Genomic DNA, 26,953 nt, shown 5'->3' on the forward strand with positions numbered 1-26,953 from the left:
TTACCTCTCTATGACTACTCTGACCAATGCCTTTGCAAGTATAACTAGCGGGACCGGGTTGGCGTCAGAACTCTTCCCAATCGTCGCCGCCGGCTGCCGCCAGCTTTTTCGCGGGCGCTGGCGTGCCGGCTTGCGCCGTCTTTGCCAACCGCCGTGTATTTGCCGCCACGCTCGGTGCCGGCCGTGCCGCCGCCTTGATTGCTGGCGCGGGTACGGGCAGGGCCACCTGCGCCGCGCTCTCGCCATCGAGCTTGAAGATGCTGACGGCGTCGGCCAGTTTCTGCGCCTGGTCCTGCATGCTTTCGGCCGCCGCCGCCGCTTCCTCGACCAGCGCCGCGTTCTGCTGCGTCATCTGGTCCATCTGCGCGATGGCCTGGTTCACTTCCTCGATGCCATGGCTCTGTTCCTGCGTCGCCGCCGTGATCTCGCCCATGATGTCGGCCACCTGCCGGATCGACGTGACGATCAGGCCCATGGTCTGCCCCGCTTCGTCCACCAGGCGGCTGCCCGCATCGACCTTGTCGACCGAGTCGCCGATCAGGCCCTTGATCTCTTTCGCCGCGCCAGCCGATCGTTGCGCCAGATTGCGCACTTCCGACGCCACCACCGCAAAACCGCGTCCCTGCTCGCCTGCGCGCGCCGCTTCGACGGCCGCATTCAATGCCAGGATATTCGTCTGGAACGCGATGCCGTCGATGACGCCAATGATGTCGACGATCTTGCGCGAACTGTCCTTGATGGAACCCATGGTATCGACCACTTGCGCCACCACCTTGCCGCCCTGCTCCGCCACCGACGACGCCGACACGGCCAGCTGGTTGGCCTGGCGCGCGTTGTCCGCGTTCTGCTTCACGGTCGACGTCAGTTCTTCCATCGACGATGCCGTCTCTTCGAGCGAACTGGCCTGCGTTTCCGTGCGCGCCGACAGATCCGCATTGCCGCTGGCGATCTCGCGCGATGCCACGGTAATCGTGTCCGTTCCATTGCGCACGTCGCTGACCGTTTGCACCAGGCTCTCGTTCATGTCCTTGAGCGCCTGCTGCAAGGCGCTCGTTTCATCCTTGCCTTCGACCACCACGCGCGACGTCAGCTCGCCGGCCGCCACCTTCTGCGCCACGGCCAGGGCGCCGGACAATGGCACCGTGATCGAGCGCGTGATGAAGATGGCGCACCAGGCGCCGATCGCCACCGCCGCGCCGCCCAGGATGAACAGCACCATCATCAGGCGCGCGTCGGCCGCCAGCGAGTCATCCATGAAGCTTTGCTGCGCCACGTGCTGCAAGTCGAGCAGCTTGTTGATATCGGCCAGGGTCGTCTTGTTCAATGGGTCGATGCGGGTGGCAATCACCTTCGCCGCGCCCTCGCTGTTAAACGCCAGCACCTGCCCCATCGCTTCCTTGAAGGCGGCATCGACTTCGCCGTCGACCTTGGCGATATTGGCCAGCAGCGCCTTCTCGCCCTCGGACAGGCCCAGGGTGGCCAGCTTGCCGCGCGCGCCGTCATACAGCTTGCGCTGCTCGCGCACCTTGCCCTCTTCCGCCTGCATCAGGGCCACATCGCCCTGCAAACCGATATTGCGCATGGCGATACCGGTTTCCAGCATCGCGCTTTTCATCAGCGACGCCTGCGTATTCTTTTCGCTTGCCAGCGCCAGGCCCGTGAGCAACTGGGCCTTGTTACGGTAATTCAGTGCATTCGCCGAAACGATCACCACCACCAGGATGGCGAGAATGCTGCCAAAACCTATCCCCAGCCGGGTGCCTATCTTGAAATCGCGCAAACTCATTACAGTCTCCAATATTTATGTGAACGGCGCCCGTTCAACCGGACGGCGCCGTGTTGTGGCCTGGTCTCTGTCGGACCTTGCAGCCTGCCGGCGCGCCTCTGGCCACGCCGGTACATGCATATCTGTAGTGATTCTTTGCGTGCCAAAACGGCGGCGCACCGGGCGCCGCCTTGCTGCCATGCGACGGCTTACGCCGCCAGCTTGTCGATCAGGCCCATCTCGCTGCTCGACATCAGCTTGTCGATGTCGACCAGGATCAGCATGCGCTCGTCGATGGTGCCCAGGCCGATCATGTAGTCGGTCGAGAAGGCGGTGCCCATTTCCGGCGCCGGTTTGACCTGCTCCGGCGTCAGGGTGGTGACGTCGGAAACGCTGTCGACCACCATGCCGACGATGCGTCCGCCGATGTTCAGGATGATCACCACCGTGAACTGGTCGTACACGGGCGTACCCAGGTTGAACTTGATGCGCATGTCGACCACGGGAATGATGATGCCGCGCAGGTTGATCACGCCCTTGATGAATTCAGGCGCGTTGGCGATGCGGGTGACCGCTTCGTAACCACGGATTTCCTGGACCTTCAGGATATCGATGCCGTACTCTTCGGAGCCCAGGGTGAAGGCCAGGAATTCACGGCCGGCGATGTCCTTGCCGTCGCCCGCATTGCTTCCGGACGTTTGTTGAGTATCTGACATGGTGCGTTTTCCTATCTTTATCTATCGGTATTACGAAAAAATGGACTCGTCGGCCAGCTGGCGAGAGGAACGGATCAGGGCGGCGACATCGAGAATCAGCGACACGCCGCCATCGCCCAGGATGGTGGCGCCGGAGATGCCCACCACCTTGCGGTAATTCGATTCGAGGTTTTTCACCACGACCTGCTGCTGTCCCACCAGGTCGTCGACAAACAGGGCCGCCTTGCGCCCTTCCGTCTCGAGGATCACGCAGATGCCTTCCGAAGGGCTGGTAAAGCGCGGCGCGATGTCGAACATCTGGTACAGCGGGATCAATGGCAGGTATTCGCCGCGCACTTTCACCACCTGCCCCTTGCCACTGATGTCCTTGATATCCTCAACGGCTGGCTGCAGCGATTCGATGACAAAGCCCAGCGGTAAAATATACACTTCGTCGCCGACCCGGATCGACATGCCGTCCAGGATGGCCAGGGTCAGCGGCAGCGAGATCGAAATCGTCGTGCCGAAACCCTTGGCCGAACGGATGTCGACGACGCCGCCCATGGCGCTGATATTGCGCTTGACGACATCCATGCCCACGCCGCGGCCCGACACGTCGGTGACCGCTTCGGCGGTGGAAAAACCGGGTGCGAAAATCAGCTGCCACACGTCGGCGTCGCTCATCGTCTCGGACACGTCCAGGCCCTGCTGCGCGGCCTTGGCCAGGATGCGTTCGCGGTTCAGTCCCGCGCCGTCATCGGATACTTCGATGATGATGTTGCCACCCTGGTGGCTGGCCGAGAGGAACAAGCGGCCGGCCTCGGTCTTGCCGGCGGCCACGCGGGCGGCCGGCATTTCCACGCCATGGTCGATACTGTTGCGCACCAGGTGCGTGAGCGGATCGACGATGCGCTCGATGAGGCCCTTGTCCAGTTCCGTGGCGGCGCCATTCGTGATGAAGTCGACCTTCTTGCCTAACTTGGTCGCCAGGTCGCGCACCATGCGCGGGAAGCGCGAAAAAACGAAATCCATCGGCATCATGCGGATCGACATCACCGCTTCCTGCAAGTCGCGCGTATTGCGCGTCAGGTGGCTGACGCTGTCGAGCAGTTTTTCATGCAGCATCGGATCGAGCGCGCTGGCGCGCTGCTCGATCATCGCCTGCGTGATCACCAGTTCGCCCACCAGGTTGATCAGCTGGTCGACTTTCTCGATCGAGACGCGGATCGACGACGATTCGGCGCCGGCCTTGTCGCCTTCTTTCTTGGCCGGTTTCTTTTCCTGCTCCGCTTCAGCCACGGCGCTGGCCACGACCGGCGCGGCGGCAGCGCTGGCGTTGCCCGCCTTGGCCGCGTCGGCGCGTATCTGTTCGAGCGGCTGGAAGAAACCGTAGCCCTGTTCGGCGTCGCTCTGCACGCCGGCGGCGGCGCGGATATCCTCGAGCGGCTGGAAGAAGCCATAGCCGGGATCGGCCGCGCCAGGCGCGCCTGGCAGCGGGTCGAAGAAACCGTAACCTTGCGCCTTTTCCTGCGCCGCGCGGGCCGCTTCGGCTTCGCCTGGCGCCAGTGGCGGCGCCTGCGTGATCACCATGTCGTCCGGATTGAGTACGAACGAGCAGATGGCCAAGATATCGTCCAGGCTTTCATGCGTCGTCACTTCCAGCACCTTGCGCGCATCGGGCAAGCTGGACACGGCGACGTCGCCCAGCAAGCCCAGTTCGGCCGCCAGCGCATCGACTTCGCGCCCTTCCATCTGCGGCAGTTCCAGGCGGATGCGATGGCCGCCGGCATGGCTGACGGCGGCCTTTTCCGCCGTATGGAAGGCCGGCGCGACGGGCGTGAGCGCGGCCACGGGCACGTCCTGCGAGAACGACTGCAGCATCATGCGCACATTGGCCACGGCATCCTGGTCGACGGCGCTGCCCAGGCGATGGCCATCGAGCTGCATCTTGAGGATATCCTTGGCCGCCAAAAAGGCGTCGACGTGTTCCGCCGTCAGGGCCATCTGGCCCTGGCGGATGCGGTCGAGCAGCGACTCGAGGATGTGCGTCACCTCGCTCATGTCGGAAAGGCCGAACGTCGATGCGCCGCCCTTGATCGAATGGGCGGTGCGGAAAATGGCATTCAGGTCTTCGGCGTCGGGCGCCGCAATATCAACGGCCAGCAGCAGCCGTTCTTTTTCAGCCAGCAGTTCTTCGGCCTCATCGAAAAAGACCTGAAAAAACTGGCTAATATCGATGGTCATAGGGTGACTCCGTCAATTGCATCGTTGTGCTGCGCGGCTGGCATCAGCCGATCACCTTCTTGACCACTTCGATCAGGCGTTGCGGATCGAACGGCTTGACCAGCCAGCCATTGGCGCCGGCGGCACGTCCCTTCGATTTCATCTCGTCCGACGACTCCGTCGTCAGCATCAGGATGGGCACCTTCTGGTAGGTCGGCAGTTCGCGCAGCAGCTTGATCAGCTCCAGGCCATCCATGCGCGGCATGTTCTGGTCCGTCAAGACCAGGTCCACGGTTTGCAGCTTGGCTTTTTCCAGTCCGTCCTGGCCGTCGACGGCCTCCACCACCTGGTAACCGGCGGCTTTCAGGCTGAACGCCACCATCTGGCGCAATGAGCTGGAATCGTCCACTGCAAGTATCGTTTTGGCCATCTTTGCTCCCACTTATTCCGGGCATCCTGCCCGAGTATTTGATTAATCAATCCATGCAACCACAAGCGTTCAGCACTGGCATGCTAGAACAGCTCGATGTCGCCACTTTCCAAATGCTGTTGACTGACAGCCTTGCGCAGCACGCTGCGCAACTCCAGGCTTTGAATCGCCAGCGCCATGCTGACCCGCCCCAGCAAGGCGACAATTTCTTCATTGTCGCTCTCCGGCAACATCTCCGCGCCATGCTCGCCCAGGGTCCCGAGGAACTCGCGCAAGCCCGTCACGCGCTTCAAGGTGCGCTCGATCAGCTGGCTGGTCATGTCCTGGAACTGCAGGCTGGTGATGGCGGCATTCACGTAGCCCCCCACCTCATCCTGCAACGCCAGCAGTTTTTCGCGCTGCTGCTCGGCCGGAATGCCGCCGTCGAGCAGCAGCGCGATGGTGTCTTGCTGCGCAGCGACGGCTGCATGTATCGCCATGAAATTGAAGGACAGCTTCTCGATCGCCTCTTCCAGCAAGATGCCGGTCTGCACCAGGTCGGTTTCCACCTCTGTCAAGTGCTTGCGGCCATGGTCCGACACGCCAGACAGCAGGCGCTTTACATGCGAGCCAAGTATTTTCTTTCTTGTCATAAAGGTCTCATTGTTTCAATACATCACGCGTCGACAGCCTTGCGTGTTATTTTTTCGCCGCTACCGGGCTGGGGGCTGGCGCCGCCGCGGGCGGCGCGCCGGCCGCCAGCCCTGAAGCGACAGCGGCGGAAGCGGCATCGGTCACCGGCAGCTCGATCGCCGAGCCATCGCGCAGGACATTTTCTTCCGTGCGCTTGTTCATGACGATGATGCTGATGCGCCGGTTGATCGGATTGAAGGGATCGAGCTTGTCCAGGTGGGCGGCCGAGCCCAATCCCACCACGCGCAATACTTTTTCTTCCTTCATGCCGCCAATCACCAGTTCGCGCCGCGACGCATTCGCGCGGTCGGCCGAGAGTTCCCAGTTGCTGTAGCCGGCATCGCTCATGTAGGGCGTCGAATCCGTATGCCCGGACAGGCCGATGCGATTCGGCACTTCATTGAGCACAGAGCCGATGGCGTGCAGGATTTCCTTGGTGTACGGTTGCAGGTTCGCATTGGCCAGCGCAAACATCGGACGGTTCTGCTCGTCGACGATCTGGATGCGCAAGCCTTCGCTGGTGATATCGAGCAGCAACTGGTTCTTGTATTTTTTCAGCAGGGGATTGGCGTCGATGGTCGCTTCGATGCGCGCCTTGAGCGCCTGCAGGCGCTTGCCTTCCTCGCGTTCGAGCGCGGCCTTGGCGGAATTGAGGTCGAACGATTTGCGCTGCTGCTCTTCCTGCGCCTTGCGCACTTGCCCATCCTGGCGCGACAGGTCCTGGCCGCCGCCCTGGATCACGGAATTGCTCTCGCCGCTGCCGGAACCGCCCGCCATCGCCACTTTCAGCGGTGTCTTGAAGAATTCGGAAATGCCGTTCAAGTCGCCCTTCGAGGTGGAGCCCAGCAGCCACATCAGCAGGAAGAAGGCCATCATGGCCGTGACAAAGTCGGCGTAGGCGATTTTCCACGCCCCGCCATGGTGTCCGCCAGCCGTCTTCTTGATACGCTTGACGATAATCGGGCGCATGCCTTCATCGGCCATGGCGTCCCCCTTCCGTGTGCTGCAAATGACTCATGGTGTCCAGGCGTATATTCACTGCTTACTTCGTTTTCGATTTCTTGATGTGGTCTTCCAGCTCGTTGAACGTCGGACGCTCGGTCGAGAACAGCACCTTGCGGCCAAACTCCACGGCCAGCGCCGGCGCATAGCCGTTCAGGCTGGCCAGCAGGGTCACTTTCACGCACTGGAACATCTTGCTCGACTCTTCCAGCTTCTGCTCGAGCAGGCTGGCCAGCGGACCGACGAAGCCATACGCCAGCAAGATGCCGAGGAAGGTGCCGACCAGCGCGTGCGCGATCAGCATGCCCAGCTCGGCCGGAGGGATGCCCACCGACTCCATCGTGTGCACCACGCCCATCACGGCGGCGACGATACCGAACGCGGGCAAACCATCGCCCACCTTGGCGATCACGTGGGCCGGCACGGCGCCTTCGTGATGGTGCGTCTCGATTTCGTTGTCCATCAGGTTTTCGATCTGGAACGCATCCATATTGCCCGATACCATCAGGCGCAGGTAATCGGTCATGAATTCGACGATGTGGTGGTCGGCCAGCACGGCCGGGTACTTGGAAAACAGCGGGCTTTCCTCGGGCTTGTCGATATCGCCTTCGATCGACATCAAGCCTTCCTTGCGCACCTTGCTGAGCACTTCGAACAACAGCGACATCAGTTCCATGTACAGCTCTTTGGTATAGCGCGAACCCTTGAACAGGCTGGGCAAGGCGGCGATTGTCGCCTTGATGGCCTTGTTATTGTTACCAACAAGGAAGGCGCCCAGGGCGGCGCCGCCGATCATCAGCAACTCCAGCGGCTGGAACAGCGCCGCCAGATGGCCGCCGGCCATTGCGAAGCCGCCAAAGACCGAGGCGCAGACGATGATGTATCCGATTATGACTAACAAGTGCCCTGACTCCCAATAATGGCCGGGGCTGTATGCCCGGCATGTTCAAACCTGTTCTGTCTTCTAGCGGCTGCGCCGCCGGCAAAGACAGCGGCAAAAAAAGCAACCGGAAGTTAATTGAAATGCGCTGCTTTTCAATGCAATTCCGAGAAAATGCCGTGTGGAACTACAATAACGTGAGATTGCCCCACGGGCAAGCAAATAACGCAGACAATTGCTTAAAAGCACCATATGTAAAGTAAAGGGCCACCCTCTGTGGCGGCGATGGTCTTATCGGGCGCGCGTGCCGCGATCTGGAATTCGTAACTAAGAAGCATGCTACCGGGCAACATTTCCTTTTCCGCCTTGCGCCACAGGGCCGCCATCGCCGCTGGCGACAGGTAGGCAAAGACGGCATCGTAGCGGCCGAAGTCGAGCGCCTCGTAGTCGCCGCGCAGGAACTGCGCGCGGCTGCCCGCCAGCCGTGCGCGCAAGCGGCTTGCCAGCCACGGCAGCGGCGCCAGCTCGATGCCGGAAAACTGCCCATCGGGCCGGCGCCGCGCCAGGTCCAGCACCAGGCCGCCCAGGCCGCTGCCGATATCGATCAGCCGCACGCCGGGACGGTCCGCGATCAGCTGCGCCACGGCCTGCCACACCTTCGGCCCCGATGGGTAAAACGGCACTTGCGTGCGGAACGTGGACCAATACAGGCTCAGCAGGAAAACAAAGGCCGCCAGGAAGACGGCCGGCGGCAGCTCGAGCAGGCTGGCGGCCAGCAAGGCGGGCGCGAACAGCAGGCCGATGGCGCACCACCAGCGCGCCAGTCCCGCGCGCCACGTGATGAGCGCCGCCAGCACGCCCTGCACCAGCGCCACGGCCGGCAGCGACATGGCCACGCCCGCGCGCGCCAGACCATATACCAATAGCAACATCAAGGGAAAGGCCAGCACCTGGATCAGGATGGCCTTGAGCGCGGGCGCGCGCAGGATTTGTTGCAGCATGGGACAGTCAACGGAAGAAAACGCCAGTGTAAGCGAAAGCACCATGAAAAAACCGGAGTCCGGTCTGGCGACCGCTCCGGTTTTCTCTGAGGCTATATTGGGACAGTAATTCGGGCAATATCAGGCGGCGACACTCGGTGGCGCGGCAGCGGCCGCTTCATCGCGCGCCTTCTTCGTTTTGCCGGCACGCGAAGGCATGTGGCACAGGCCGCACACATAATCGGCGTTCAGGTCGAGGCAGTTGACGACGAACTTGCCGCCGCACTTGCCGCAGGGCGCCATGTCCAGCATCTTGCTGCTGAAAAAGCGCACCAGGGTCCAGGCACGCGTCAGCGACAGCAGCGGCTCTTCGCCCGCTTCGGGCGGCATCTGTTCCAGATACAGTTTATACGCCTTCATCACGGCTTCGATGCCCGTGGCGCCGGCGTGGTCGACGAGGAATTTGTGGATGTTGATGAACAGCGAGGAATGGATATTCGGTTGCCAGGTGATGAACCAGTCGGTGGAAAACGGCAGCATGCCCTTGGGCGGCGAGACGCCCTTCAATTCCTTGTACAAATTCAGCAGGCGTTCGCGCGACAGCGAGACTTCGGTCTCCAGCAGTTGCAAACGGGCTCCCAGCTGTATCAGTTCGATGGCCAGCTGGATTTCCTGCGCTTCCGATACGACACTTTTTTTGGCCATGCTGTGTACTCCGCGACTGACTGATACTAACTAACTGCTACTGACTGAAGATTACTGAATCAAGCGATTTCTTCGACGCCCTGGCCTGCCATCAGGATAGCTGCGTGCGATTGCGCCAGCGAGCGGTCTTTATTGTAGTTCGTCAACATGCCCAGGATGGCGCTGTCGTCGAAGCGGAAGCGGGCCAGCATCATGTTGCCGCCAGCGAGCTTCAGGATCTGCGCATTGCTCATGCCTTCGATCAGTTCGGCGATTTCGGCGGCAATGCCCAAACGGAAGATGGCCGTTACCTTGTCCGCACGAATCATTTGCTGGGCCAGCATCAGGTAGCTCAGGTTAGCGTCGCGAATCTCAGCCATCATGTCGTTAGCAGTCATTTCCATCTCCTCAATCCGTTGAATTCAGCTGGCGTTGTGTGTTGCCAGTGAGATACATTCTGCAGGAGCAACATTAAATGCAACAGAGGCGTAGCGCTGTATTTTTGGTCGGGCAATAGCGGATGGGATCGTAGGTGTTTGTCTGACAAACACTACTCGATCATGGTCGCGCGCCAGCAACGGCGCGGGTATGGAGGGTTGGCTCTGGGCCGGATTTAGCCAATTTTTGGCCTGTAAAAAATATCACTTTTTTACAACAACTTGATCGGAATCAAGCCTGTCTACCTAGATAACGGCTGCTCTGGCGGGAACTTTAGGGCTTTTTTGAAAAATATTTCAAAAACCCGCATTCTTTTTCCGTCGGTTTGACACCGTTCATGTAATTGTTGACGGCGGCGAATCGCAGAACTTTAGGGCTATTTGAAAATATTTTTAAAAATCGTGATTTTTTTCGTTGACGCCCCGCAGGCACGTACTTTCCGCGCTTCAACCCGAGCGGAAATTCCGCTTTCCAGCGTGAATTTGCTACACTGCCTGCTTCCGCACAATACTTTAAGCTTCAAGCAATATCGTGCCACTGAGACAAGTATTAATATGAAAGCCACCATGATTTCTCGACATGACTGCAGCGCGCGCGACCTCGACGATCCGCTGGCGCCCCTGCGCCAGCAATTCGACTTGCCGCAAGGCGTGATTTACCTCGACGGCAATTCCCTGGGCGCGCGGCCGAAAGCGGCCCTGGCCCGCGCCCAGCACGTCATCACGGCCGAATGGGGCACGGACCTGATCCGCAGCTGGAATACGGCCGGCTGGTTCGACCTGCCCAAGCGCCTGGGCGACCGCCTGGCCCCGCTGCTGGGCGCCGGCACGGGCGAAGTGGTGATCACCGACACCACCTCCGTCAACCTGTTCAAGGCCCTGGCCGCCGCCCTGCAGATGCAGGCCAGCGATCCCGCGCATGCGGCGCGGCGCATCATCGTCAGCGAACGCAGCAACTTCCCCACCGACCTGTACATGGCGCAAGGCCTGTCCGCCTGGCTCGACCGCGGCTACCAGCTGCGCCTGGTCGACAGCCCGGAAGAACTGGCGCATGCCATCGCTGCCGATTGCGCCGTGGCCATGCTCACGCACGTGAACTACCGCAGCGGCTACCAGCACGACATGGCCACCATCAGCAGCCATTGCCACGCGCAAGGCGCGCTGGCGCTGTGGGACCTGGCCCATTCGGCCGGCGCCGTGCCGCTGGACCTGAACGGCGCCGGCGCCGACCTGGCCGTCGGCTGCACCTATAAATACCTGAATGGCGGCCCCGGCTCGCCCGCTTTCATCTGGGTGCCTGAAAAACACCAGGCGCGCTTCCGCCAGCCTTTGTCCGGCTGGTGGGGCCACGCCACGCCGTTCGCCATGGAGCCGGGCTTCGCGCCCGCCGACGGCATCGCCCGCGCCCTGTGCGGCACGCAGCCGATACTCTCGCTGGCCCTGGTCGAATGCGGCCTCGATATCTTTGCGCAAACGAGCATGGAAGCCATCCGCCGCAAGTCGCTGGATCTGACAGATCTGTTCATCGCGCTGGTGGAGCAGCGCTGCGCCAGCCATCCGCTGGGCCTCGTCACGCCGCGCGAGCATGCGCGCCGCGGCAGCCAGGTCAGCTTCACGCACCCGCACGGCTATGCCGTGATGCAGGCGCTGATCGCGCGCGGCGTGATCGGCGACTACCGCGAACCGGCCATCATGCGCTTTGGCTTCACGCCCCTGTACACGAGCTTTGCCGACGTGTGGGATGCCGTGGAAATCCTGCGCGACATCCTCGACACACTAGCCTACGACATCGCCGCCAAGCGCGATGCCGTCACCTGAAGCATCCCATGAGCGACGACAAGAATATGAACAAGGAAAACACCAGCGGCTGTCCCATGCATGCGGGCGGCCAGGATGCGCAGTGGCATGGCGCGCAGATGGATTTCAGTGAATCCATGAGCTACGGCAATTACCTGGCGCTGGACCGCATTCTGACGGCCCAGCATCCGCTGTCGCCGAACCACAACGAAATGCTGTTCATCGTGCAGCACCAGACGAGCGAATTGTGGATGAAGCTGATGCTGCACGAAATGCACGCCGTGCGCGCCAACCTGCAAAGCGGCGACCTGGCGCCCGCCTTTAAAATGCTGGCCCGCGTGGCGCGCATCATGGACCAGCTGGTGCACGCCTGGGACGTGCTGGCCACCATGACGCCACCCGAATACACGGCCATCCGCCCTTACCTGGGCGCCTCGTCCGGCTTCCAGTCTTACCAGTACCGCGAGATCGAATTCATTTTGGGGAACAAGAACGCGGCCCTGCTCAACGTGCATACGACGGCGCCGGAAACCTATGCGGTGCTGGACGCCGCCCTGCGCGCGCCCTCCGTCTACGACGAGTCGATCAAGCTGCTGGCGCGCAGCGGCCTGCCCATCTCCCCCGAGCGCCTGAACGCCGACTGGACCCTGCCGACCAGCGCCGACGCCTCCGTCAAGGCGGCATGGCTGGAAGTCTACCGCGACCCGTCGAAACACTGGGCCCTGTACGAACTGGCCGAAAAGCTAGTCGACCTGGAAACGGCCTTCCGCTTCTGGCGCTTCCGCCACGTGACGACGGTCGAACGCATCATCGGCTTCAAGACGGGTACGGGCGGCACGGCGGGCGTGAGCTATTTGCGCAAGATGCTCGACGTGGTATTGTTCCCCGAACTGTTTGCCCTTCGCACGGAGCTCTAAAAATGCCAGGCCAAATCTACTGCGCGGCGCGCCTTGCGGCCTGCGATGCTCACTGTGCATGCGCACAGCTGCGCGTCTCGGCCACAATACACTGCCGCTCGCTACGATTTTGTCGGGCATTTCAAAAGGAGAAAAAATGATGTCGTCTCTCGTCCTGACCCTGGCCGGCTTGTGGAATTCCGGGCCGCAGCACTGGCAAACCCATTGGGAAGCGCGCCACCCGCAATGGTCGCGCGTGCCGCACCGGGAATGGCAGACGCCGGACAAGGACGAATGGGTGGCGGAGCTCGACCGCGCCATCGCCGCCTGCGAGCGCCCGCCCGTGCTGGCGGCGCACAGCCTGGCCTGCACGCTGGTGGCCCACTGGGCGGCCAGCGGCTCGCCGCACAAGATCGCCGGCGCCTTCCTCGTTGCCCCCAGCGATGTGGAAGCGCCCTCCTACCCCGCCGGCACGACGGGCTTTGCGCCGATGCCGCTGCTAGCCTTGCCGTTTCCCAGCCTGGTGGTCGCCAGCGGCGATGATCCCTACGTCAGCTTCGCGCGGGCACGCGCGTTTGCCGCCGCCTGGGGCAGCGATTTCACCATGATCGGCGACGCCGGCCATATCAACGGCGACGCCGGCTACGGCCCGTGGCCGGACGGCGAACAGCTGCTGCTGGACTTCTGCGCCGCGCACCAGCCCTGAACGTGGGCGCGCACACGATAGACGCGCGCCCGTTTGCCCGTAAGTAAGAACGCAGGCAGAATCGTGGCCTTTCCATTGCGGCGCCCCGGCGCCAGCCTCACGATGAAACGTCTGCTTCTGCCCTTGCTGCTTTGCTCCGCCCTCGCCCACGGCGCGCCCTTCTACGAAGGCAAGACCCTCGCCCATCCCGCCATCAGCGCCGCGCAGGACAGCGGGCTTGACGTCGCCTTCCTCAAGGAAAAAGAAGGCGTCAACGGCTATTACTGCGAGTGCAAGAGCGGCACCTCGAAACCCATATTGCTCGACCAGTTCGGCAATGCCGTCATCCGCTCCGTCTTCTACGCCTCGCTGGACCAGGAGACGAACGACAGCGTGCAAACCATGCTGGTGCTGTTCCGCCAGGACGGCAAGAATGGCTTGCGCGCCTACCGCTACGACCGCAGTTCCGGCAAATACCGGCGCCTGGACGGCTTGCAGCCGGCGTTGAACCGCATCGTGGCGCAAAGCGCCGCGCCCAACGCGGGCCAGGTCAAGGCGGCGCTGGCGAAACTGGCGCCGATGGACTACAGCGTCGCGCGCGGCAAGAGCGGCAATGCGGACTTCGACGCCATCGACCATACGCAGGGCACCATCGTCGGCTACTACAGCGATGAGGGCAAGCCCGTGGCGGCCGGCAGCCAGGACGCCATCATCTACAAGAAAACCTTCGAGAAAAAAGGCGAGCGTTTTCTCACCGCCAGCTACACCCTGTACAGCGATGTCGGCGCCGGCATCCTGCGCAATTACCGCCTGTGGCAAGTGACGTGGGAAACGGCGCCGAAGCAGTTCACGGGCAGCCAGGAAGGCCCTTCCGTCATCTACAGCCTGGCCTGGGACGACGGCTCGGTGGTCGAGCGGGGCCAGTACGCGAAGGGCAAGCGCCAGGGCCTGTGGGTGCGCGACGGCATGCACGAAGGCAGCGAAAAAGGCCACTTCGTCAACGGCCTGCAGGAAGGCCTGTGGTCCTTCAACTATCCCAAGCAGAGCGAGAGCGGCATGTACCGGGCCGGCAAGCGCGAAGGCCGCTGGACGGTCGTCAACTATGCCGATGCAGAGGAAGTGACGGGCTTCGACACCTACGCGGGCGGCCAGCTGAACGGCCCGCACGAACGCAGCATGGGCGGCAAGCTGCAAACGCGCGGCAACTACGTCAACGGCGCGCGCCATGGCGCGTGGATCACGGAAGACGGCGACGGCAGCTTCATCGAAGGCTTGCGCGACGGGCCGTGGAAGCTCAAGCTCAAGGACAAGGCCACGCAAAGCGTCACTTTCGTGCAAGGCAAAAAACAGGGCGAAGCGATCGACACGGATGCGCAAGGCGCGCTGCGCCTGCGCGACCATTACCAGGCCGGCGTGCTCGAAGGCAGTCGCACGCGCTATCTGGGCCCGGCCGGCAAGGAATACGCGGTCTACACGGCCTCCTACCGCAGCGGCCAGCTCGATGGGCGCGAACAGGCGTTCGACGACAGCGGCAAGATCCTGCGTCTCGACACCCTGTGGGACATGGGCAAGAAGCAGGGCCTGGACGCGCGCTACTACCCGAACGGCAAGCCGGAACGCCTGGCCGTCATCGACCAGGGCCGGCTGCTCACGCACCTGCGCGAGTACTATGAGGACGGCAAGCTGTTCAACGACATCCACCGCTGCACCTTCAAGGAGTACGGCAGCACGCGCGACGACGTATGCGAGTACCACCACATGTACTACCCGGACGGCAAGCCGCAGTATTACTACGCCTTCCAGTACGGCCAGCGCCAGGAAGGCTATTCGAACTACCCGAACGGCAAGCGCAAGGACGAACTGCTGGTCGACCGCGCCGCCGACACCTCCGTCCTCAACGTCTATTACGAAAGCGGCCAGCTCAAATGCACGGAGCCGCGCAGCGGCCACAGCACGCGCACGGTCAACGGCGAGACCATGATCAGCTACGCTTCGACCGACCGCGATGGCGACAATATCTGCTACCACCCGAACGGCAAGGTGGCCAGCATCTACACCTTCCGCAAGCGCGTGCTCGTCGAGTGCGGCAAGCGCTACGACGACACGGGCAAGCAGACGTTTCCGGGACCGGAAGGCTGCCCTCCCCCCAGGAAAGTCGACTATCCGATAGGACTGTGACCATGACGCAAACAAGACAGCCGCTACGCATCCAGAACCCCGGGCGCATCGACGCCAGGGCGATCCGCGCCGCCATCGCGGGCGGCCAGCAGGTGCTGGTGCAGTTCGATACCCTGGGCGAGCCGGAGCCGCTGCTGGCCGACCTCGACGCCCTGGCCGCCACCTGCGGCACGGCGCTGACCATCCGCATCTACGGTTACGACCCGAGGGTGTTCGACGCCCGCATCCTGCGCGCGCTGCCGCATGTGGCCAGCCTGTCCATCGACTGCCACTGGCAAGCCATCCATCTGGAAACCCTGGGCGAGCTGCGCCACCTGAAGCGCCTGAGCCTGGGCGTGTACCAGCTGGCGCAGGCAGACATCCTGCAGCTCGACAATTTGCGCGGCCTCGAATACCTGAACCTGGGCGAGTCGGCCAAAAACAATATCGACCTGGCGCCGCTGCGCCACTACGCGCAGCTGGCCAGCCTGGTCATCGAGGGCCACCACCTGCACATCGACACCCTGGCCGGCCTGCCGGCGCTGCACGAGCTGTCGCTATACCGCATCAAGAACAAGGTGCCGTTGGATTTCATTTCGGAGATGGCCCGCCTGGACCGGCTGCTGTTGCAGCTGGGCGGGCGCGAATCGCTCGCGCACATCGAAGCGCCCCTGTTGCGGAAACTGGAAGTGATACGCGTGCGCGGCCTGGAAACCCTGGGTGATATCGGCCGCTTCCCGCTGCTGCAGGCGCTATGGGTGGAAGACCAGATCAAGCTGCGGCAGATCGCGCTGGGACCCAATCCCGTGCTCGAACGCCTTAGCCTGCACACCTGCAAGACGCTCGACAGCCTGCCCGGCCTTGCCGCCTTGCCCGCCCTGCGCCAGCTGTCGGCCTCCGAAACCATGCTCGACATCGACGCCTTGCTGGCGCATGGTTTGCCCGCGTCGCTCACGCATGCGCGCCTGCGCACGGGCAAGAAAACCCGCGACGACGCCATCGCCGCGCAGCTGGCGCAACTGGGCTACGAAGAGGCGCGCCCTGATTGAATTCAGCGGCTGGCCGCCAGCTTGCGCTGCCACAAGGCCACGTCGATCATCACGCCATCGGCGCCCGTGTTGCGGATGTAGACGCGATAGCTGCCCTGCCCCATGTTGCCATCGAGGTAGGCCGTGCGCTCGTTGCGCTGCAGCCGGGCGCCCTTGGCCAACTGGCGGTAGCGCTCGACCACCGTGTCGAAACTGGCATAGCTGCGCAGCGCCACTTCCAGGTCGCGCGGCGGGCGGCCTTCCGCATGGTCGAGCACATTGTTCTGTTTCTTGCCCTTGAGGGTCAGCGGATAGGCAAACACGCCGGCGCCGGCCGACGTCAGCACCGTCGATTTATCGAGCAGCAGCGGCAGCAGCGCCGGCGGATACGCGGGCGGCAGCTGGGCGCGGTTCCAGCCCGGCAGGGCCGGCTGCGCCAGCACATATTCAATGCTGGCGATCTTTTGCCCGTCGGCGCCCGCTTCCTTGTCGCCCGCGATCAGCGCCAGCATGGGCGGCAATTGCCGGGCCCAGGCCAGCAAGGGCGCCGCATCACCGACCAGCATGCCCTTGCGGTGGAACACCGTCAGCACGGCATTCGGATCGGGATTGCAGACCTTCGCCAGCGGCTGGCCCTCCAGGCGGCAATGCCCGTTGACGAGGCCAAAAGCGATGATGGCGCCGCGCTTGTCGAGCAGCATGGCACCGCGTTCGCGGCCCTGCTTGCGGTCGTTCATCGACGCGAGCAACTGGCGGCCATCGGCCAGCACGGTGCGCGTGGCGTCGCGCTTTTCGCTGATCGCTTCGAGCGCCTGCGCCAGCAGCAATTCATCGTCTTCCGTGTAGCTGCCGCGCGCGTAACCGAAGAAATCGAACAGGGCCGCGCGCACTTGCGGGTCTTCGCTCAATCGCGGCAAGGGACCGCCGGCCAGCAAGGACGACAGGCTTTTCCCGGCCGGCGCAGAGGGCGCCGCCGTGGCGCGGGCAGGCTGGGAAAGGACGCAGGCCGCTGCCAGCAAGGCGCCGCCCAGGGTGCGGTAATTCGAAAAAATGATATGCATGATTCTGTCTGTCGGGGATTAGACCGCGATTACGGCCACGCATGGCGCGCCGGCGATTCTAGCATGGCGCCCGCGCCCATGCGGCGCGGCTGGCGGACGGTGCATATGCCAGCACGGCTGCTATGATGGCCGCAATGACGATACCCGCCCACGCCCCGCCCCTGCTTGTCCTCCTGCCCGGCATGGATGGCACGGCCAGCCTGTTCCACCGTTTTGACGCCGCCTTGCGCACGCAGGCCGCCATCGCTACCCTGGCCATCGCCTATCCGGCCGCGCCGCTCGATTACGCGGCGCTGGAAGCGTTCGTGCGCGAGCGCCTGCCGCAGGGCCGTCCGTTCGTCGTGCTGGCCGAATCGTTTTCCGGGCCGCTGGGGGCAGCGTTGCGCGCCGATCCGCCGCCCGGCATGCGCGCGCTGATCCTGTGCTGTTCGTTTGTGCGCAATCCGCGCCCGATGCTGGCGCCGCTGCGCCACCTGCTCGGCCTTGTACCCTTTGGCGCCATGCCCGGCTTCGCGCTGCGCCAGGCGCTGCTGGCGCCCCACGCCACGCCGCAACTGCAGGCGGAACTGGCAGCGGCGCTGGCGCAAGTGCCGCCCAGCGTGCTGCGCCAGCGCCTGCGCGCCGTGCTGGAAATACGCGAAAAGGACGCCTCGCGCAGCTTCGCGCGCGGCAGCCTGCCAGTGCTGTATCTGCGCGCCCGCCACGACCGCCTGGTGCCGCCGGCGAACGCCGTGCAGATACTGCGGCAGGCAGCGGGCGCGCAACTGGTTGACATCGCCGCGCCGCACATGCTGCTGCAGGCGGCGCCGGAAGCGGCCGCCGTCGCCGTCGCCGCTTTTATTGCGGGGCTGTCAGCCGCGCAGGTATCCGCTTAAGCGCGCGCTGGCCAGCACGGCCAGCCAGCTCAAGCCGCCCGCCAGCACGCTGAAGTAGATCGCCCGCAGCGGATGCTGGGGCAGCAGATACGCGAGCACGGCCGCGCCCAGCAAACCGCATAGCACCGGCTTCCACCTGCCGGGCGGCAACAGCGCCAGCAGCAAATTTGTGCCCGCATACACATAAAACACGAGCAGCAAGGCCAGGCCGCCGGTCACGCCGCGCGAGCCGAGGCTGCCGAACAGCTGCGTGTACAGGTAAAAACCCAGCCAGCTCAACACAATAAACAACAGGCAGCCCAGCGCATGCGCACCCAGGCCCACCATCAGGCGGTTCTTCATGGCAATCATCCGTATCGTCTCGTGCAAAGCCGCATCATAGCGATTTTGCTGGCGCTACATCGATTGACTTGCCTACCTACTAGATGGTAGACTTACTTCGAACCCGGCATTTCAACCGGCAATCCTTACGCGCCACGGCGCATTCGACTCTTTGCGAGGCATCACATGCAACAACTGTTCACCCCTTATGATCTGTCCGACATTTCACTGGCCAACCGCGTCGTCATGGCGCCGATGACGCGCACGCGCACCCTGGAAAACAATCCCGACGCGCTCACCGCGCTGTATTACGCCCAGCGCGCCTCGGCCGGCCTGATCGTCACCGAAGGCTTGCCCGTCTCCGATGAAGGCCGCGGCTATTTGTACACGCCCGGCATCCATAGCGACATACAGGGCCAGGGCTGGCGCCAGGTGACCGATGCCGTGCATGCCAAGGGCGGCAAGATCTTCGCCCAGCTGTGGCACGTGGGCCGCATGTCGCACGTATCGATCCAGCCGGGCAACGCGGCGCCCGTCGGCCCCAGCAACGTGGCGGCGGAAAACACCACCGTCTACGCCTGGACCGAAGCGGGCAAGGCGGGACCGGTGCTGCCCAGCGTGCCGCGCGCGCTGACCGTCGACGAGATCGCGCGGGTCACCGCCGACTTCGTGCATGCGGCAAAAGTCGCTATCGACGCCGGCTTCGACGGCGTTGAAATCATGGCGGCCAACGGCTTCCTGTTCGACCAGTTCCTCAGCAGCGCCGTCAATACGCGCACGGACCAGTACGGCGGCAGCATCGCCAACCGCCAGCGCTTTTTGCTCGAAACGGTAGACGCCCTGTCGGCCGCCATCGGCAGCGGCAAGGTCGGCGTGCGCATCTCGCCGTTCGGCCGCCTGTACGACATGCGCGCCTATGCCGACGAAGCGCAGGTGTGGAGCAGCGTGGCGCAGGCGCTCGATACGAGGCAGCTGGCCTATGTGCACCTGAACTACCAGCCCACCATCACGGCGGCGCAAGTGCCGCCGGGCTTTGGCGCGCAATTCCGCCAGGCCTACCACGGCACCCTGATCGGCGCGGGCGGCTTCACGCAGGAACTGGCGCGCAGCGAGCTGGAAAAAGGCGACCTCGATCTGATCGCCTTCGGCATGCCGTTCATTTCCAACCCGGATCTGGTGGAGCGTATGCAAAACAACTGGCCGCTGGCCGACAGCGACCGCTCGACCTATTACGGCGCCAGCGGCGCCCCGTCCCAGGGCTATACCGACTATCCGGCGTATGGCGCGGCGGCCGGCGCCAACATGCTCAATGGCATCAACGTGGCAGCATTGCAGCAATTTGCCCAAGGCGTGGCAGGCCATCCAGACAAAGGCGACGCCCGTTTCAACGTCAAGACCCGCTGGCAACACCAGACGCGCAGCGTGGCCACCGTCAGCCACTATGTGCTGGGCGGTGAAAAGCATGCGCGCCATTTCGAGATCGCCTCGGACGAACCACATGAATTGCTGGGCCAGAACACGGCGCCGAATCCGCAAGAGCTGCTGATGGCCGCCCTCAACGCCTGCCTGTCGGTCGGTTACGCGGCCAATGCGGCGGCCATGGGCATCACCGTGCACAGCCTGGAGATCGAAACGGACGGCAAGCTGGACCTGCGCGGCTTCCTCGGCCTGGACGAGAGCGTCAATCCCGGCTACGACGAAGTCAGCTACGTGGTGAGACTGCGCACGGATGCTTCGCGCGAACGCGTCGAGGCGCTGCACCAGGCCGTGACCAAAACGTCGGTCAACCTGGCCAATTTCTCGAAGGCCATCCGCATGCTGCCCACCCTGGAAATAATCGAGGCCTGATTCCCCTCCCGGGAATCATCGAACCACCAACCCGCGCGCAAGCGCCTATACAGCGAGGAAATCATGGAAGACTGGAAACAAGCTCGGCAAGATATCAACACACGTGCGATGCAACTGAACGCATTGACGCCCGACACCATGAAAGGCATCGCCGCATTGGGCGGTGCCGGCGACAAGACCAACCATCTCGACGCGAAAACACGGGAACTGATCGCGCTGGCCGTGGCCGTCACCACGCGCTGCGACGGCTGCATCGCCTTCCACGCTGCCGCCGCCAAGAAACTCGGCATCACCACCGAGGAAATCGCCGAGGCGCTCGGCGTGGCGATCAACCTCAATGCCGGTGCCGCGCTTGTCTACAGCACCCACGTGCTGGACGCATTTGACAAGGCTTGATACAAGGCGTGATACCGCCGCCATTCAAGGAGCAACCATGAAACACATCCCACAAACGCTGGTCGTCGACATCTGGTCCGATTTCGTCTGCCCCTGGTGCTGGATCGCCAAGCGGCGCTTCGAGAAAGCCCTTGCTGCTTTCGAGCACAGGGACGCCGTGCAGATCAGGCTGCGCGCCTACCGCATCGCGCCCGGCCATCCAGCGGAGCCGATCAAGGCAGCCTTGCTGAAAAAGTTTCGCGATCCGCTGGCCGCCGAAGGCATGTTGTACTCGGTGCAGTCGCATGGGGCGGCGGAAGGCCTGGACTACCGCTTCGATACCATGCTGTTTGGCGACACCATGGATGCGCACATGCTCGTCAAGGCTGCCGGCGACGCAGCATCGCAACAGCGCCTGGCCGAAGTGCTGTATGCGCAGAGTACTTCGCACGGCAAATCGCTGTTCGACCGCGATTCTCTCGCCTTGCTCGCGGCCCAGGCGGGCGTGCCTGCCGAAGTGGTGGAGCAGGCCTGGTCGACACCGCAATGGCGCCAGCAGGTGCAGGACGATGAGTACCAGGCCTCGCGCATCGCTTCCGGCGTGCCGCTGTTCGTCTTTGGCAATGGGACGCACATTTCCGGCGCGCAGCCGCCAGAGGTGTTCAGCCAGGCGTTGGAGAACCTCCATGCGCAATCGCGGCAGGACCTGGCCGCATCGGCCGGAGAGGTCTGTGGCCTGGACGGCTGCATCCTGCCTTAAACGCTGGCGGCGGCGTCCCTCGCAGGCGCCGCCGTGTCCAGGTAGCCGTGGGCCGCGCGTCCCAGGCGCCGCGCAAGCGACGCCATATCCGTTTCTCCCCGCAGCGCCGCGGCGTCGATAATGCCGCGGCATAGCGCAATCACGTCGGCGGCGGCCATATCAGGATCCGCGACGCCATGACGCGCCAGCAGCCCCGCGAGCTGGCCGGCAAGCGCCTGCCGCAAGGCCTCGTCCTCACGCTGCAAGGATGGCGACGACGGCGCCGATTCCAGCGCGAGGGCAAGCGCGGGTCGCCTGAACTGGTGCGCCAGGCCGGCCATCACACCTTGCTCTATCGCGGACGGCAATTCGCCCTCCAGCGCCATGGCCAGACCCACGTCGTGCAGCAGCAGCGCGCGTTCGCGGCGTACCAGTTCGGCCAGCAGCGCCTCTTTCGACGGGAAGTACTGGTACAGCGAGCCGATGCTGACGCCAGAGAGCTCGGCAACGTGATTCGTCGTCAGCGCGGCCCATCCCCGCACCTCGATAATGCGAGCAGCCGCCTCCACCATCGCCGCCACGGTGGCAGCCGATCTGGCCTGGGACGGCCGCTTGCGGGGTTCTCCATGCGCTGCAGTTTTTGCCATGAATGCGAGTAGCGGAAGTGGGTAGGAAAACTTATTCTAAACGTTCCGCAAACAACGGTCCTTGCCGATACGAGAACGCCATGCACACCTATACATTCCTGCTGATATTGCACATCGTCGCCGCCATTGCCTTCATCGGCCCGATGATGCTGACACCGCGCCTGCTGAATCTGATGCGCGAGCCTGCCGGCCGCGATACATTACATAAACTCCATCAACAGATCGCCGTCGCAGGCTGGATACTGCTGGTTGGCGGACTGGTCCTGCTGTACCAGCAAGAATGGGCCTGGCTGCACATGGGCTGGATGCGGCTGTCGCTCGCGCTGTTTATCGGCGCGCAAGCCATCGACCATTTCTGGGCGGACAAGGTGGAAGCGAAGGTAGAAGCGAAGGTGGAACAGGGACACGCGCAGGCGGACGCCAGACTGGGAATCTGGCTGTGCATCAAGCTGGCCGTGTTTTTGACCATCTGCGCGCTGATGATCGCCAAACCAGCCCTGTTGGCCTGAACAGGCTGGCCTGCGCTACGCCAGATTGTCGAGCAGGTAATGAAAAGCGGCCAGCGGATCGGTCGATGGCCCCAGGGCCCAGCCGATAAAGCTGGCACCCTCCAAGGCGCTGAGCAGCATGAAGGCATAATCCTTCGGCGCTTTCCGCAAGGTCCAGCCATGCAGCTGCGCCGCCTGCACGAGATTGTTTTCCATCCAGTCCAGCTGCTGCGCCATCAGTTGCCGGCCCAGGGCCTGCAGCGATTCGGGCAGCGCCGCCATTTCAGCCGCCAGCGCGCCGCACAGCGGCAGCAAATGATCGTTGGCGCTGGCCAGGAACAGCCCGCCGAACTCGCGCAGGCGTTCGACCGGATCGGCATGCGCCGCATCGATCGCTTGCAGCTTTTTCGTAAACACCTCGATATATTGCGTGATCAAGGCCACGCCGAGGTTTTCCTTGGTGGGGAAATGATGGTGGATACTGGCCTTGCGTATGCCGATTTCCTCCGACAAATCGGCATAGCTGAAAGCGGCGTAGCCTTTCGACCGCAGGTGGATCTCTGCGCTTTTCAAAAGGGCGTCGCGGGTACTCACTGACATGACAGACTCCTGCACCAACGGCCATGCCGGCCGTCGACGGATTAAATTCAACAAGGGGCAATTATGCCTGAAGTCGCCGCGGCCAGGGCTTGATGCACGCGCATGCGGCGCTGAACGTCACGCATGAAAAAAGCCGGCCCTTTCGCGAGGAAAGGGCCGGCCTTGATGCATCAGCCGCCGTGTCGGATTACGGCAAGGGAATTACTTCGCCGAATTGAGCAGCAATTCGTTGAGGCGTTTCACGAAGCTGGCCGGGTCGGCCAGCGAACCGCCTTCGGCCAGCATGGCCTGGTCGAACAGGATGTTGGCCCAGTCGCCGAATTTGCCGCCTTCCGCGTCTTCGCATTTCAGACGCGTCACCAGCGGGTGGTTCGGGTTGATTTCCAAAATCGGCTTCGATTCCGGCGCGCTCTGGCCCGCCGCCTTGAGCATGCGCAGCAGGTTGCCCGACAGTTCGTTTTCATCGGCCACCAGGCAAGCTGGCGAATCGGTCAGGCGGAACGTGACGCGCACGTCCTTGGCCTTGTCGGCCAGCACGGTCTTCATCTTGCCGACCAGGTCGGCGTACGAGGTTTCCGTTTCTTCGTGCTCTTTCTTTTCCGCTTCGTCTTCCAGCGCGCCCAGATCCAGGCCGCCCTTGGCGACGGAAACCAGTTCCTTGCCTTCGAAGTCCTGGATAAACGACAGCATCCATTCATCGACACGGTCCGTCAGCAGCAGCACTTCGACGCCCTTCTTGCGGAAGATTTCCAGGTGCGGGCTGTTTTTCGCGGCGGCGTAGTTGTCGGCCGTGACGTAGTAAATCTTGTCCTGGCCTTCCTTCATGCGCGCCACGTAATCGGCGAACGAGGTGAATTGTTCGTCGCTGTCGTTGGCGGTCGACGCAAAGCGCAGCAGCTTGGCCAGACGTTCCTTGTTGGCCGCGTCTTCGCCGATGCCTTCTTTCAGCACCTGGCCGAATTCCTTCCAGAAGACGGCGTACTTGTCCTTCTTGTCCTGCTCGTCCGCGTTCGCCAGTTCTTCCAGCATGCCCAGCACGCGCTTGGTCGAGCCTTCGCGAATCACCTTGACGTCGCGCGATTCCTGCAGGATTTCACGCGATACGTTCAGCGGCAGGTCGGCCGAGTCGATCACCCCGCGCACGAAGCGCAGGTAGGTTGGCATCAGCTGCTCGGCATCGTCCATGATGAAGACGCGCTTGACGTACAGCTTGATGCCGCCGCGCTTGTTGCGGTCCCACATGTCGAACGGCGCCTTGGCCGGGATGTACAGCAGCTGCGTGTATTCGCTACGGCCTTCCACGCGGTTATGCGTGTGCGTGAGCGGCGACTGGAAGTCGTGCGACACGTGCTTGTAGAATTCGTCGTACTGTTCCGGCGTGATGTCGGCCTTGTTGCGGGCCCACAGGGCACTGGCCTGATTGACGGTTTCGAATTCGTCTTTGACGACGGTTTCTTTTTTCTCGTCGTCCCACTCTTCTTTCTGCATCACGATCGGCAGCGAGATATGGTCCGAGTATTTGCGGATGATAGACTTGATCTTCCAGCTCGACAGCAATTCGTCTTCGCCTTCACGCAGGTGCAGGATGATGTCCGTGCCACGGCCCGTTTTTTCGATGGTCTCGATGCTGTAATCGCCTTCGCCGGCCGATTCCCAGCGCACGCCTTCGGAGGCGTCCGCGCCGGCGCGGCGCGTTTCGACGGTGATCTTGTCGGCGACGATGAAGCCCGAATAGAAGCCCACGCCGAACTGGCCGATCAGGGCCGCGTCCTGCTGCTGGTCGCCCGACAGCTTGCCGAAGAATTCCTTGGTGCCCGACTTGGCGATGGTGCCCAGGTGCGAGATCGCCTCGTCGCGGGTCATGCCGATGCCGTTGTCGGAAATGGTGATGGTGCGCGCATCCTTGTCGAAGCTGACCTTGATCTTCAATTCGTGATCGTTGCCGTACAGGGCGTCGTTATCGATCGCTTCAAAGCGCAATTTGTCGGCCGCGTCGGACGCGTTCGAGATCAATTCGCGCAGGAAGATTTCCTTGTTCGAGTACAGGGAATGGATCATCAGGTGCAGCATTTGCTTCACTTCGGTCTGAAAACCCAGGGTTTGCTTTTCGGAGACAGCCATTTTTACCTCATAGTCTTGTGGATGGACGGATTCTACGGAGTTGGGGATGGTACAAGCGATTTCAAGAGCTCCCGAAAAATGTGCTGTTTCAGCCCAGTGTGCGGTCGAAAAACGCCCAGATGCGCTCGTCCTGCACCGTGGCCAGGTTCAGGCGCATGCGCGTCGACGGCAGCTGGCGCGGCGAAAACAGGCTGCCCGGCGCCAGCACCAGTCCCTCGGCCAGCGCCTTTTCGGCCAATACATTCGTGTCGCAGCCCGCATCGGCCCACACGAACATGCCGGCCGATGCCGGCTCGAAGCGCAAACCCGCCCGTTCGACCTTGCGGTAGGTATCGTCGCGCACCTTGTCGAGCCGCGCGCGCAGGCGTTCCGCATGCTTGCGGTACAGCCCCTGCGAGAGGATTTTATACACCACCCTTTCGCCGATGTCGCTGGTGGTGAGGGTAGCCAGCATCTTGCGGTCGGCCAGGCGCTGCGCCCGTTCCGGGGACGTGGCGATGAAGCCCACGCGCAGGTTCGCCGCCAGGCTCTTGGAAAAGCCGCCCAGGTAAATCACGCGGCGCAGCTGGTCCAGCGCGGCCAGGCGCGTGGCCGGCTGCACTGCGCCACCGGGATGCATGTCGCAATAAATATCGTCTTCGACGATGAGGAAATCATGCTGTTCGGCCAGACGCAGCACCTGAAACGCCTTGGCCGCCGACAGCGACGTCGAACTGGGGTTGTGCAGCACCGAGTTGATCACGTACAGCCTGGGACGGTGCAGGGCCGCCAGCTCGGCCAGCAAGGCGATATCGGGGCCGTCACCGAGGCGCGGGATGCCGATGACGTGCATGCCCATGGCGGCAAAGGCACCGAACATCAGCCAGTACGCGGGATCGTCGACGAAAATGGTCTCGCCGGGGCGGGCAAACTCGCGCGCCACCAGGTCCAGCGCCTGCATCACGCCCACCGTGGTGACGATCTGCTCGGGCGGGCAGGCGATTTCCAGCTCCGCCAGCTTCAGCTGCAACTGCTGGCGCAGCGGCAAAAAACCCTGCGGCGCGCCGTAACCGAGCAGCAAACTGCCGGGCTGGCGGCTGACGTCGCGCAAGGCGCGCGCCACCAGTTCGCCATCGAGCCACTCGGCGGGCAGCATGCCGGAGCCGGGCGCGGGGATGGACGGTGTCTGGCGAAACATGTTACGGATCAGCCACACCACGTCCATCGGCTGCGCCACCGCGTCCTGCGCGCCAGCGGGCGGCGCCGGCGTGTTCAGGGGCGAGCGCTCGCGCACGAAAAAGCCGGCGCCGCGCCGCGATTCCAGGTAGCCGCGCGCCACCAGCTTGTCGTAGCTGGCCACCACCGTGGCGCACGACACGCTCAGGCTGGCGGCGCACTGGCGGATCGAGGGCATGCGCGCGCCGCCGCGCAGCAGCTTGTCGTCGATGCGCGCCGCCAGCGAGCGCGTGATCTGGTCGATCAGGGTTTCGCCCGAGGCGCGCGACAGCAAGGGCAGAGACGGAGAGGCGAGTGTATTGCTCATATGACCATCACAGTATGTGAAATTA

26 protein-coding genes and 1 pseudogene are annotated in these 26,953 nt (G+C 63.1%); 11 read left to right on the top strand and 16 right to left on the bottom strand.

Annotation, left to right across the window (positions count from 1 at the left end; translation table 11 throughout):
- Positions 1 to 64: 64 nt before the first annotated feature.
- From KO539_RS27545 to flhD, 10 genes are all read right to left on the bottom strand, one after another.
- Positions 65 to 1,786, bottom strand: coding sequence for a methyl-accepting chemotaxis protein (locus KO539_RS27545; RefSeq protein ID WP_219313300.1), 1,722 nt, complete (start codon positions 1,784 to 1,786; stop codon positions 65 to 67).
- A gap of 188 nt (positions 1,787 to 1,974) precedes the next feature.
- Positions 1,975 to 2,481: a chemotaxis protein CheW gene (locus KO539_RS27550; RefSeq protein WP_034758356.1), complete on the bottom strand. Its 507-nt coding sequence runs from the start codon at positions 2,479 to 2,481 to the stop codon at positions 1,975 to 1,977.
- A gap of 30 nt (positions 2,482 to 2,511) precedes the next feature.
- Positions 2,512 to 4,704 (bottom strand): chemotaxis protein CheA, encoded by a 2,193-nt coding sequence (gene cheA / locus KO539_RS27555; protein WP_219313302.1) that lies wholly within the window; start codon positions 4,702 to 4,704, stop codon positions 2,512 to 2,514.
- 43 nt (positions 4,705 to 4,747) lie between these two features.
- Positions 4,748 to 5,113 carry a response regulator gene (locus KO539_RS27560; protein WP_034758362.1) on the bottom strand — a complete coding sequence of 122 codons (366 nt, stop codon included), beginning with the start codon at positions 5,111 to 5,113 and terminating at the stop codon, positions 4,748 to 4,750.
- Positions 5,114 to 5,196: 83 nt separating this feature from the next.
- Positions 5,197 to 5,745: a hypothetical protein gene (locus tag KO539_RS27565; RefSeq protein ID WP_034758366.1), complete on the bottom strand. Its 549-nt coding sequence runs from the start codon at positions 5,743 to 5,745 to the stop codon at positions 5,197 to 5,199.
- 46 nt (positions 5,746 to 5,791) lie between these two features.
- Positions 5,792 to 6,769, bottom strand: coding sequence for a flagellar motor protein MotB (gene motB, locus KO539_RS27570; protein ID WP_099380614.1), 978 nt, complete (start codon positions 6,767 to 6,769; stop codon positions 5,792 to 5,794).
- A gap of 58 nt (positions 6,770 to 6,827) precedes the next feature.
- The gene (motA, locus tag KO539_RS27575) at positions 6,828 to 7,688 is read right to left on the bottom strand and encodes a flagellar motor stator protein MotA (RefSeq protein WP_034758373.1); all 861 of its coding nucleotides are present in this window, start codon (positions 7,686 to 7,688) and stop codon (positions 6,828 to 6,830) included.
- 218 nt (positions 7,689 to 7,906) lie between these two features.
- On the bottom strand, positions 7,907 to 8,668 hold the full coding sequence (locus KO539_RS27580; protein WP_219313304.1) for a class I SAM-dependent methyltransferase: 762 nt from the start codon (positions 8,666 to 8,668) through the stop codon (positions 7,907 to 7,909).
- A gap of 120 nt (positions 8,669 to 8,788) precedes the next feature.
- Positions 8,789 to 9,352 carry a flagellar transcriptional regulator FlhC gene (flhC, locus tag KO539_RS27585; RefSeq protein WP_219313306.1) on the bottom strand — a complete coding sequence of 188 codons (564 nt, stop codon included), beginning with the start codon at positions 9,350 to 9,352 and terminating at the stop codon, positions 8,789 to 8,791.
- Between the two features lie 59 nt (positions 9,353 to 9,411).
- Positions 9,412 to 9,729 carry a flagellar transcriptional regulator FlhD gene (gene flhD, locus KO539_RS27590; RefSeq protein WP_034758381.1) on the bottom strand — a complete coding sequence of 106 codons (318 nt, stop codon included), beginning with the start codon at positions 9,727 to 9,729 and terminating at the stop codon, positions 9,412 to 9,414.
- A 606-nt stretch (positions 9,730 to 10,335) separates the two neighbouring features.
- Here flhD and kynU point away from each other — a divergent pair.
- From kynU to KO539_RS27615, 5 genes are all read left to right on the top strand, one after another.
- On the top strand, positions 10,336 to 11,586 hold the full coding sequence (gene kynU / locus KO539_RS27595) for a kynureninase (protein ID WP_219313308.1): 1,251 nt from the start codon (positions 10,336 to 10,338) through the stop codon (positions 11,584 to 11,586).
- 8 nt (positions 11,587 to 11,594) lie between these two features.
- Positions 11,595 to 12,482: a tryptophan 2,3-dioxygenase gene (gene kynA / locus KO539_RS27600; RefSeq protein WP_219313310.1), complete on the top strand. Its 888-nt coding sequence runs from the start codon at positions 11,595 to 11,597 to the stop codon at positions 12,480 to 12,482.
- Positions 12,483 to 12,621: 139 nt separating this feature from the next.
- Positions 12,622 to 13,167, top strand: coding sequence for an alpha/beta hydrolase (locus tag KO539_RS27605; RefSeq protein ID WP_219313386.1), 546 nt, complete (start codon positions 12,622 to 12,624; stop codon positions 13,165 to 13,167).
- A gap of 102 nt (positions 13,168 to 13,269) precedes the next feature.
- On the top strand, positions 13,270 to 15,324 hold the full coding sequence (locus KO539_RS27610) for a toxin-antitoxin system YwqK family antitoxin (protein ID WP_219313312.1): 2,055 nt from the start codon (positions 13,270 to 13,272) through the stop codon (positions 15,322 to 15,324).
- A gap of 2 nt (positions 15,325 to 15,326) precedes the next feature.
- Complete coding sequence (locus tag KO539_RS27615) at positions 15,327 to 16,352, top strand: hypothetical protein (protein WP_219313314.1); 1,026 nt, start codon at positions 15,327 to 15,329, stop codon at positions 16,350 to 16,352.
- A 2-nt stretch (positions 16,353 to 16,354) separates the two neighbouring features.
- On the opposite strand, the gene KO539_RS27620 is transcribed toward KO539_RS27615, so the two are convergent.
- On the bottom strand, positions 16,355 to 17,392 hold the full coding sequence (locus KO539_RS27620) for a hypothetical protein (protein WP_219313316.1): 1,038 nt from the start codon (positions 17,390 to 17,392) through the stop codon (positions 16,355 to 16,357).
- Between the two features lie 134 nt (positions 17,393 to 17,526).
- Here KO539_RS27620 and KO539_RS27625 point away from each other — a divergent pair, with 134 nt between their 5' ends.
- Positions 17,527 to 18,267: an alpha/beta fold hydrolase gene (locus KO539_RS27625; RefSeq protein ID WP_219313318.1), complete on the top strand. Its 741-nt coding sequence runs from the start codon at positions 17,527 to 17,529 to the stop codon at positions 18,265 to 18,267.
- On the opposite strand, the gene KO539_RS27630 is transcribed toward KO539_RS27625, so the two are convergent.
- The gene (locus KO539_RS27630) at positions 18,244 to 18,609 is read right to left on the bottom strand and encodes a hypothetical protein (RefSeq protein WP_219313320.1); all 366 of its coding nucleotides are present in this window, start codon (positions 18,607 to 18,609) and stop codon (positions 18,244 to 18,246) included. The genes KO539_RS27625 and KO539_RS27630 overlap by 24 nt on opposite strands.
- A gap of 165 nt (positions 18,610 to 18,774) precedes the next feature.
- Between KO539_RS27630 and KO539_RS27635 the strand changes: the two are divergent.
- From KO539_RS27635 to KO539_RS27645, 4 genes and pseudogenes are all read left to right on the top strand, one after another.
- A pseudogene (locus KO539_RS27635) lies at positions 18,775 to 19,869 on the top strand (alkene reductase); the annotation flags it as partial.
- Positions 19,870 to 19,890: 21 nt separating this feature from the next.
- Entirely contained in the window at positions 19,891 to 20,436 is a 546-nt protein-coding gene (locus KO539_RS30450) for an OsmC family protein (protein ID WP_225242246.1), read from the top strand.
- Between the two features lie 63 nt (positions 20,437 to 20,499).
- A complete protein-coding gene (locus tag KO539_RS27640) occupies positions 20,500 to 20,832 on the top strand; it encodes a carboxymuconolactone decarboxylase family protein (RefSeq protein ID WP_035826564.1) in 333 nt (110 codons plus the stop codon).
- Between the two features lie 37 nt (positions 20,833 to 20,869).
- Positions 20,870 to 21,571, top strand: a complete 702-nt coding sequence (locus KO539_RS27645) for a DsbA family oxidoreductase (protein ID WP_219313324.1) — start codon at positions 20,870 to 20,872, stop codon at positions 21,569 to 21,571.
- On the opposite strand, the gene KO539_RS27650 is transcribed toward KO539_RS27645, so the two are convergent.
- The gene (locus tag KO539_RS27650) at positions 21,568 to 22,122 is read right to left on the bottom strand and encodes a TetR/AcrR family transcriptional regulator (protein ID WP_257626515.1); all 555 of its coding nucleotides are present in this window, start codon (positions 22,120 to 22,122) and stop codon (positions 21,568 to 21,570) included. The two genes, KO539_RS27645 and KO539_RS27650, sit on opposite strands and share 4 nt — an antisense overlap.
- Positions 22,123 to 22,277: 155 nt before the next feature.
- Between KO539_RS27650 and KO539_RS27655 the strand changes: the two genes are divergently transcribed.
- Entirely contained in the window at positions 22,278 to 22,706 is a 429-nt protein-coding gene (locus tag KO539_RS27655) for a hypothetical protein (RefSeq protein WP_219313328.1), read from the top strand.
- A gap of 15 nt (positions 22,707 to 22,721) precedes the next feature.
- Here the strand turns inward: KO539_RS27655 and KO539_RS27660 are convergent, their stop codons facing one another.
- The 3 genes from KO539_RS27660 to KO539_RS27670 all read right to left on the bottom strand — a co-directional run bounded on the left by KO539_RS27660 (position 22,722) and on the right by KO539_RS27670 (position 26,928).
- Positions 22,722 to 23,285, bottom strand: a complete 564-nt coding sequence (locus KO539_RS27660; RefSeq protein ID WP_219313330.1) for a TetR/AcrR family transcriptional regulator — start codon at positions 23,283 to 23,285, stop codon at positions 22,722 to 22,724.
- Positions 23,286 to 23,486: 201 nt separating this feature from the next.
- Positions 23,487 to 25,406: a molecular chaperone HtpG gene (gene htpG, locus KO539_RS27665; protein WP_219313332.1), complete on the bottom strand. Its 1,920-nt coding sequence runs from the start codon at positions 25,404 to 25,406 to the stop codon at positions 23,487 to 23,489.
- A gap of 88 nt (positions 25,407 to 25,494) precedes the next feature.
- Positions 25,495 to 26,928: a PLP-dependent aminotransferase family protein gene (locus KO539_RS27670; RefSeq protein ID WP_219313334.1), complete on the bottom strand. Its 1,434-nt coding sequence runs from the start codon at positions 26,926 to 26,928 to the stop codon at positions 25,495 to 25,497.
- Positions 26,929 to 26,953 lie beyond the last annotated feature (25 nt).

It is taken from the genome of Janthinobacterium sp. NKUCC06_STL (assembly GCF_019345455.1).
GTDB classification, from domain to species: Bacteria; Pseudomonadota; Gammaproteobacteria; order Burkholderiales; family Burkholderiaceae_D; genus Janthinobacterium; species Janthinobacterium rivuli.

What these genes read in the sequence shown, in the direction of transcription:
- KO539_RS27645 (WP_219313324.1), top strand. Translation starts at nt 20,870, where the DNA reads ATGAAACACATCCCACAAACGCTGGTCGTCGACATCTGGTCCGATTTC.
- htpG (WP_219313332.1), bottom strand. Translation starts at nt 25,406, where the DNA reads ATGGCTGTCTCCGAAAAGCAAACCCTGGGTTTTCAGACCGAAGTGAAG.
- flhD (WP_034758381.1), bottom strand. Translation starts at nt 9,729, where the DNA reads ATGACTGCTAACGACATGATGGCTGAGATTCGCGACGCTAACCTGAGC.
- KO539_RS27625 (WP_219313318.1), top strand. Translation starts at nt 17,527, where the DNA reads ATGACGATACCCGCCCACGCCCCGCCCCTGCTTGTCCTCCTGCCCGGC.
- KO539_RS27560 (WP_034758362.1), bottom strand. Translation starts at nt 5,113, where the DNA reads ATGGCCAAAACGATACTTGCAGTGGACGATTCCAGCTCATTGCGCCAG.
- KO539_RS27620 (WP_219313316.1), bottom strand. Translation starts at nt 17,392, where the DNA reads ATGCATATCATTTTTTCGAATTACCGCACCCTGGGCGGCGCCTTGCTG.
- KO539_RS27660 (WP_219313330.1), bottom strand. Translation starts at nt 23,285, where the DNA reads ATGTCAGTGAGTACCCGCGACGCCCTTTTGAAAAGCGCAGAGATCCAC.
- KO539_RS27605 (WP_219313386.1), top strand. Translation starts at nt 12,622, where the DNA reads ATGTCGTCTCTCGTCCTGACCCTGGCCGGCTTGTGGAATTCCGGGCCG.
- KO539_RS27615 (WP_219313314.1), top strand. Translation starts at nt 15,327, where the DNA reads ATGACGCAAACAAGACAGCCGCTACGCATCCAGAACCCCGGGCGCATC.
- kynA (WP_219313310.1), top strand. Translation starts at nt 11,595, where the DNA reads ATGAGCGACGACAAGAATATGAACAAGGAAAACACCAGCGGCTGTCCC.
- KO539_RS27630 (WP_219313320.1), bottom strand. Translation starts at nt 18,609, where the DNA reads ATGAAGAACCGCCTGATGGTGGGCCTGGGTGCGCATGCGCTGGGCTGC.
- KO539_RS27545 (WP_219313300.1), bottom strand. Translation starts at nt 1,786, where the DNA reads ATGAGTTTGCGCGATTTCAAGATAGGCACCCGGCTGGGGATAGGTTTT.
- cheA (WP_219313302.1), bottom strand. Translation starts at nt 4,704, where the DNA reads ATGACCATCGATATTAGCCAGTTTTTTCAGGTCTTTTTCGATGAGGCC.
- flhC (WP_219313306.1), bottom strand. Translation starts at nt 9,352, where the DNA reads ATGGCCAAAAAAAGTGTCGTATCGGAAGCGCAGGAAATCCAGCTGGCC.
- KO539_RS27610 (WP_219313312.1), top strand. Translation starts at nt 13,270, where the DNA reads ATGAAACGTCTGCTTCTGCCCTTGCTGCTTTGCTCCGCCCTCGCCCAC.
- KO539_RS27655 (WP_219313328.1), top strand. Translation starts at nt 22,278, where the DNA reads ATGCACACCTATACATTCCTGCTGATATTGCACATCGTCGCCGCCATT.
- KO539_RS27565 (WP_034758366.1), bottom strand. Translation starts at nt 5,745, where the DNA reads ATGACAAGAAAGAAAATACTTGGCTCGCATGTAAAGCGCCTGCTGTCT.
- kynU (WP_219313308.1), top strand. Translation starts at nt 10,336, where the DNA reads ATGATTTCTCGACATGACTGCAGCGCGCGCGACCTCGACGATCCGCTG.
- motB (WP_099380614.1), bottom strand. Translation starts at nt 6,769, where the DNA reads ATGGCCGATGAAGGCATGCGCCCGATTATCGTCAAGCGTATCAAGAAG.
- KO539_RS27580 (WP_219313304.1), bottom strand. Translation starts at nt 8,668, where the DNA reads ATGCTGCAACAAATCCTGCGCGCGCCCGCGCTCAAGGCCATCCTGATC.
- KO539_RS27550 (WP_034758356.1), bottom strand. Translation starts at nt 2,481, where the DNA reads ATGTCAGATACTCAACAAACGTCCGGAAGCAATGCGGGCGACGGCAAG.
- KO539_RS27640 (WP_035826564.1), top strand. Translation starts at nt 20,500, where the DNA reads ATGGAAGACTGGAAACAAGCTCGGCAAGATATCAACACACGTGCGATG.
- KO539_RS30450 (WP_225242246.1), top strand. Translation starts at nt 19,891, where the DNA reads ATGCTCAATGGCATCAACGTGGCAGCATTGCAGCAATTTGCCCAAGGC.
- KO539_RS27670 (WP_219313334.1), bottom strand. Translation starts at nt 26,928, where the DNA reads ATGAGCAATACACTCGCCTCTCCGTCTCTGCCCTTGCTGTCGCGCGCC.
- KO539_RS27650 (WP_257626515.1), bottom strand. Translation starts at nt 22,122, where the DNA reads ATGGTGGAGGCGGCTGCTCGCATTATCGAGGTGCGGGGATGGGCCGCG.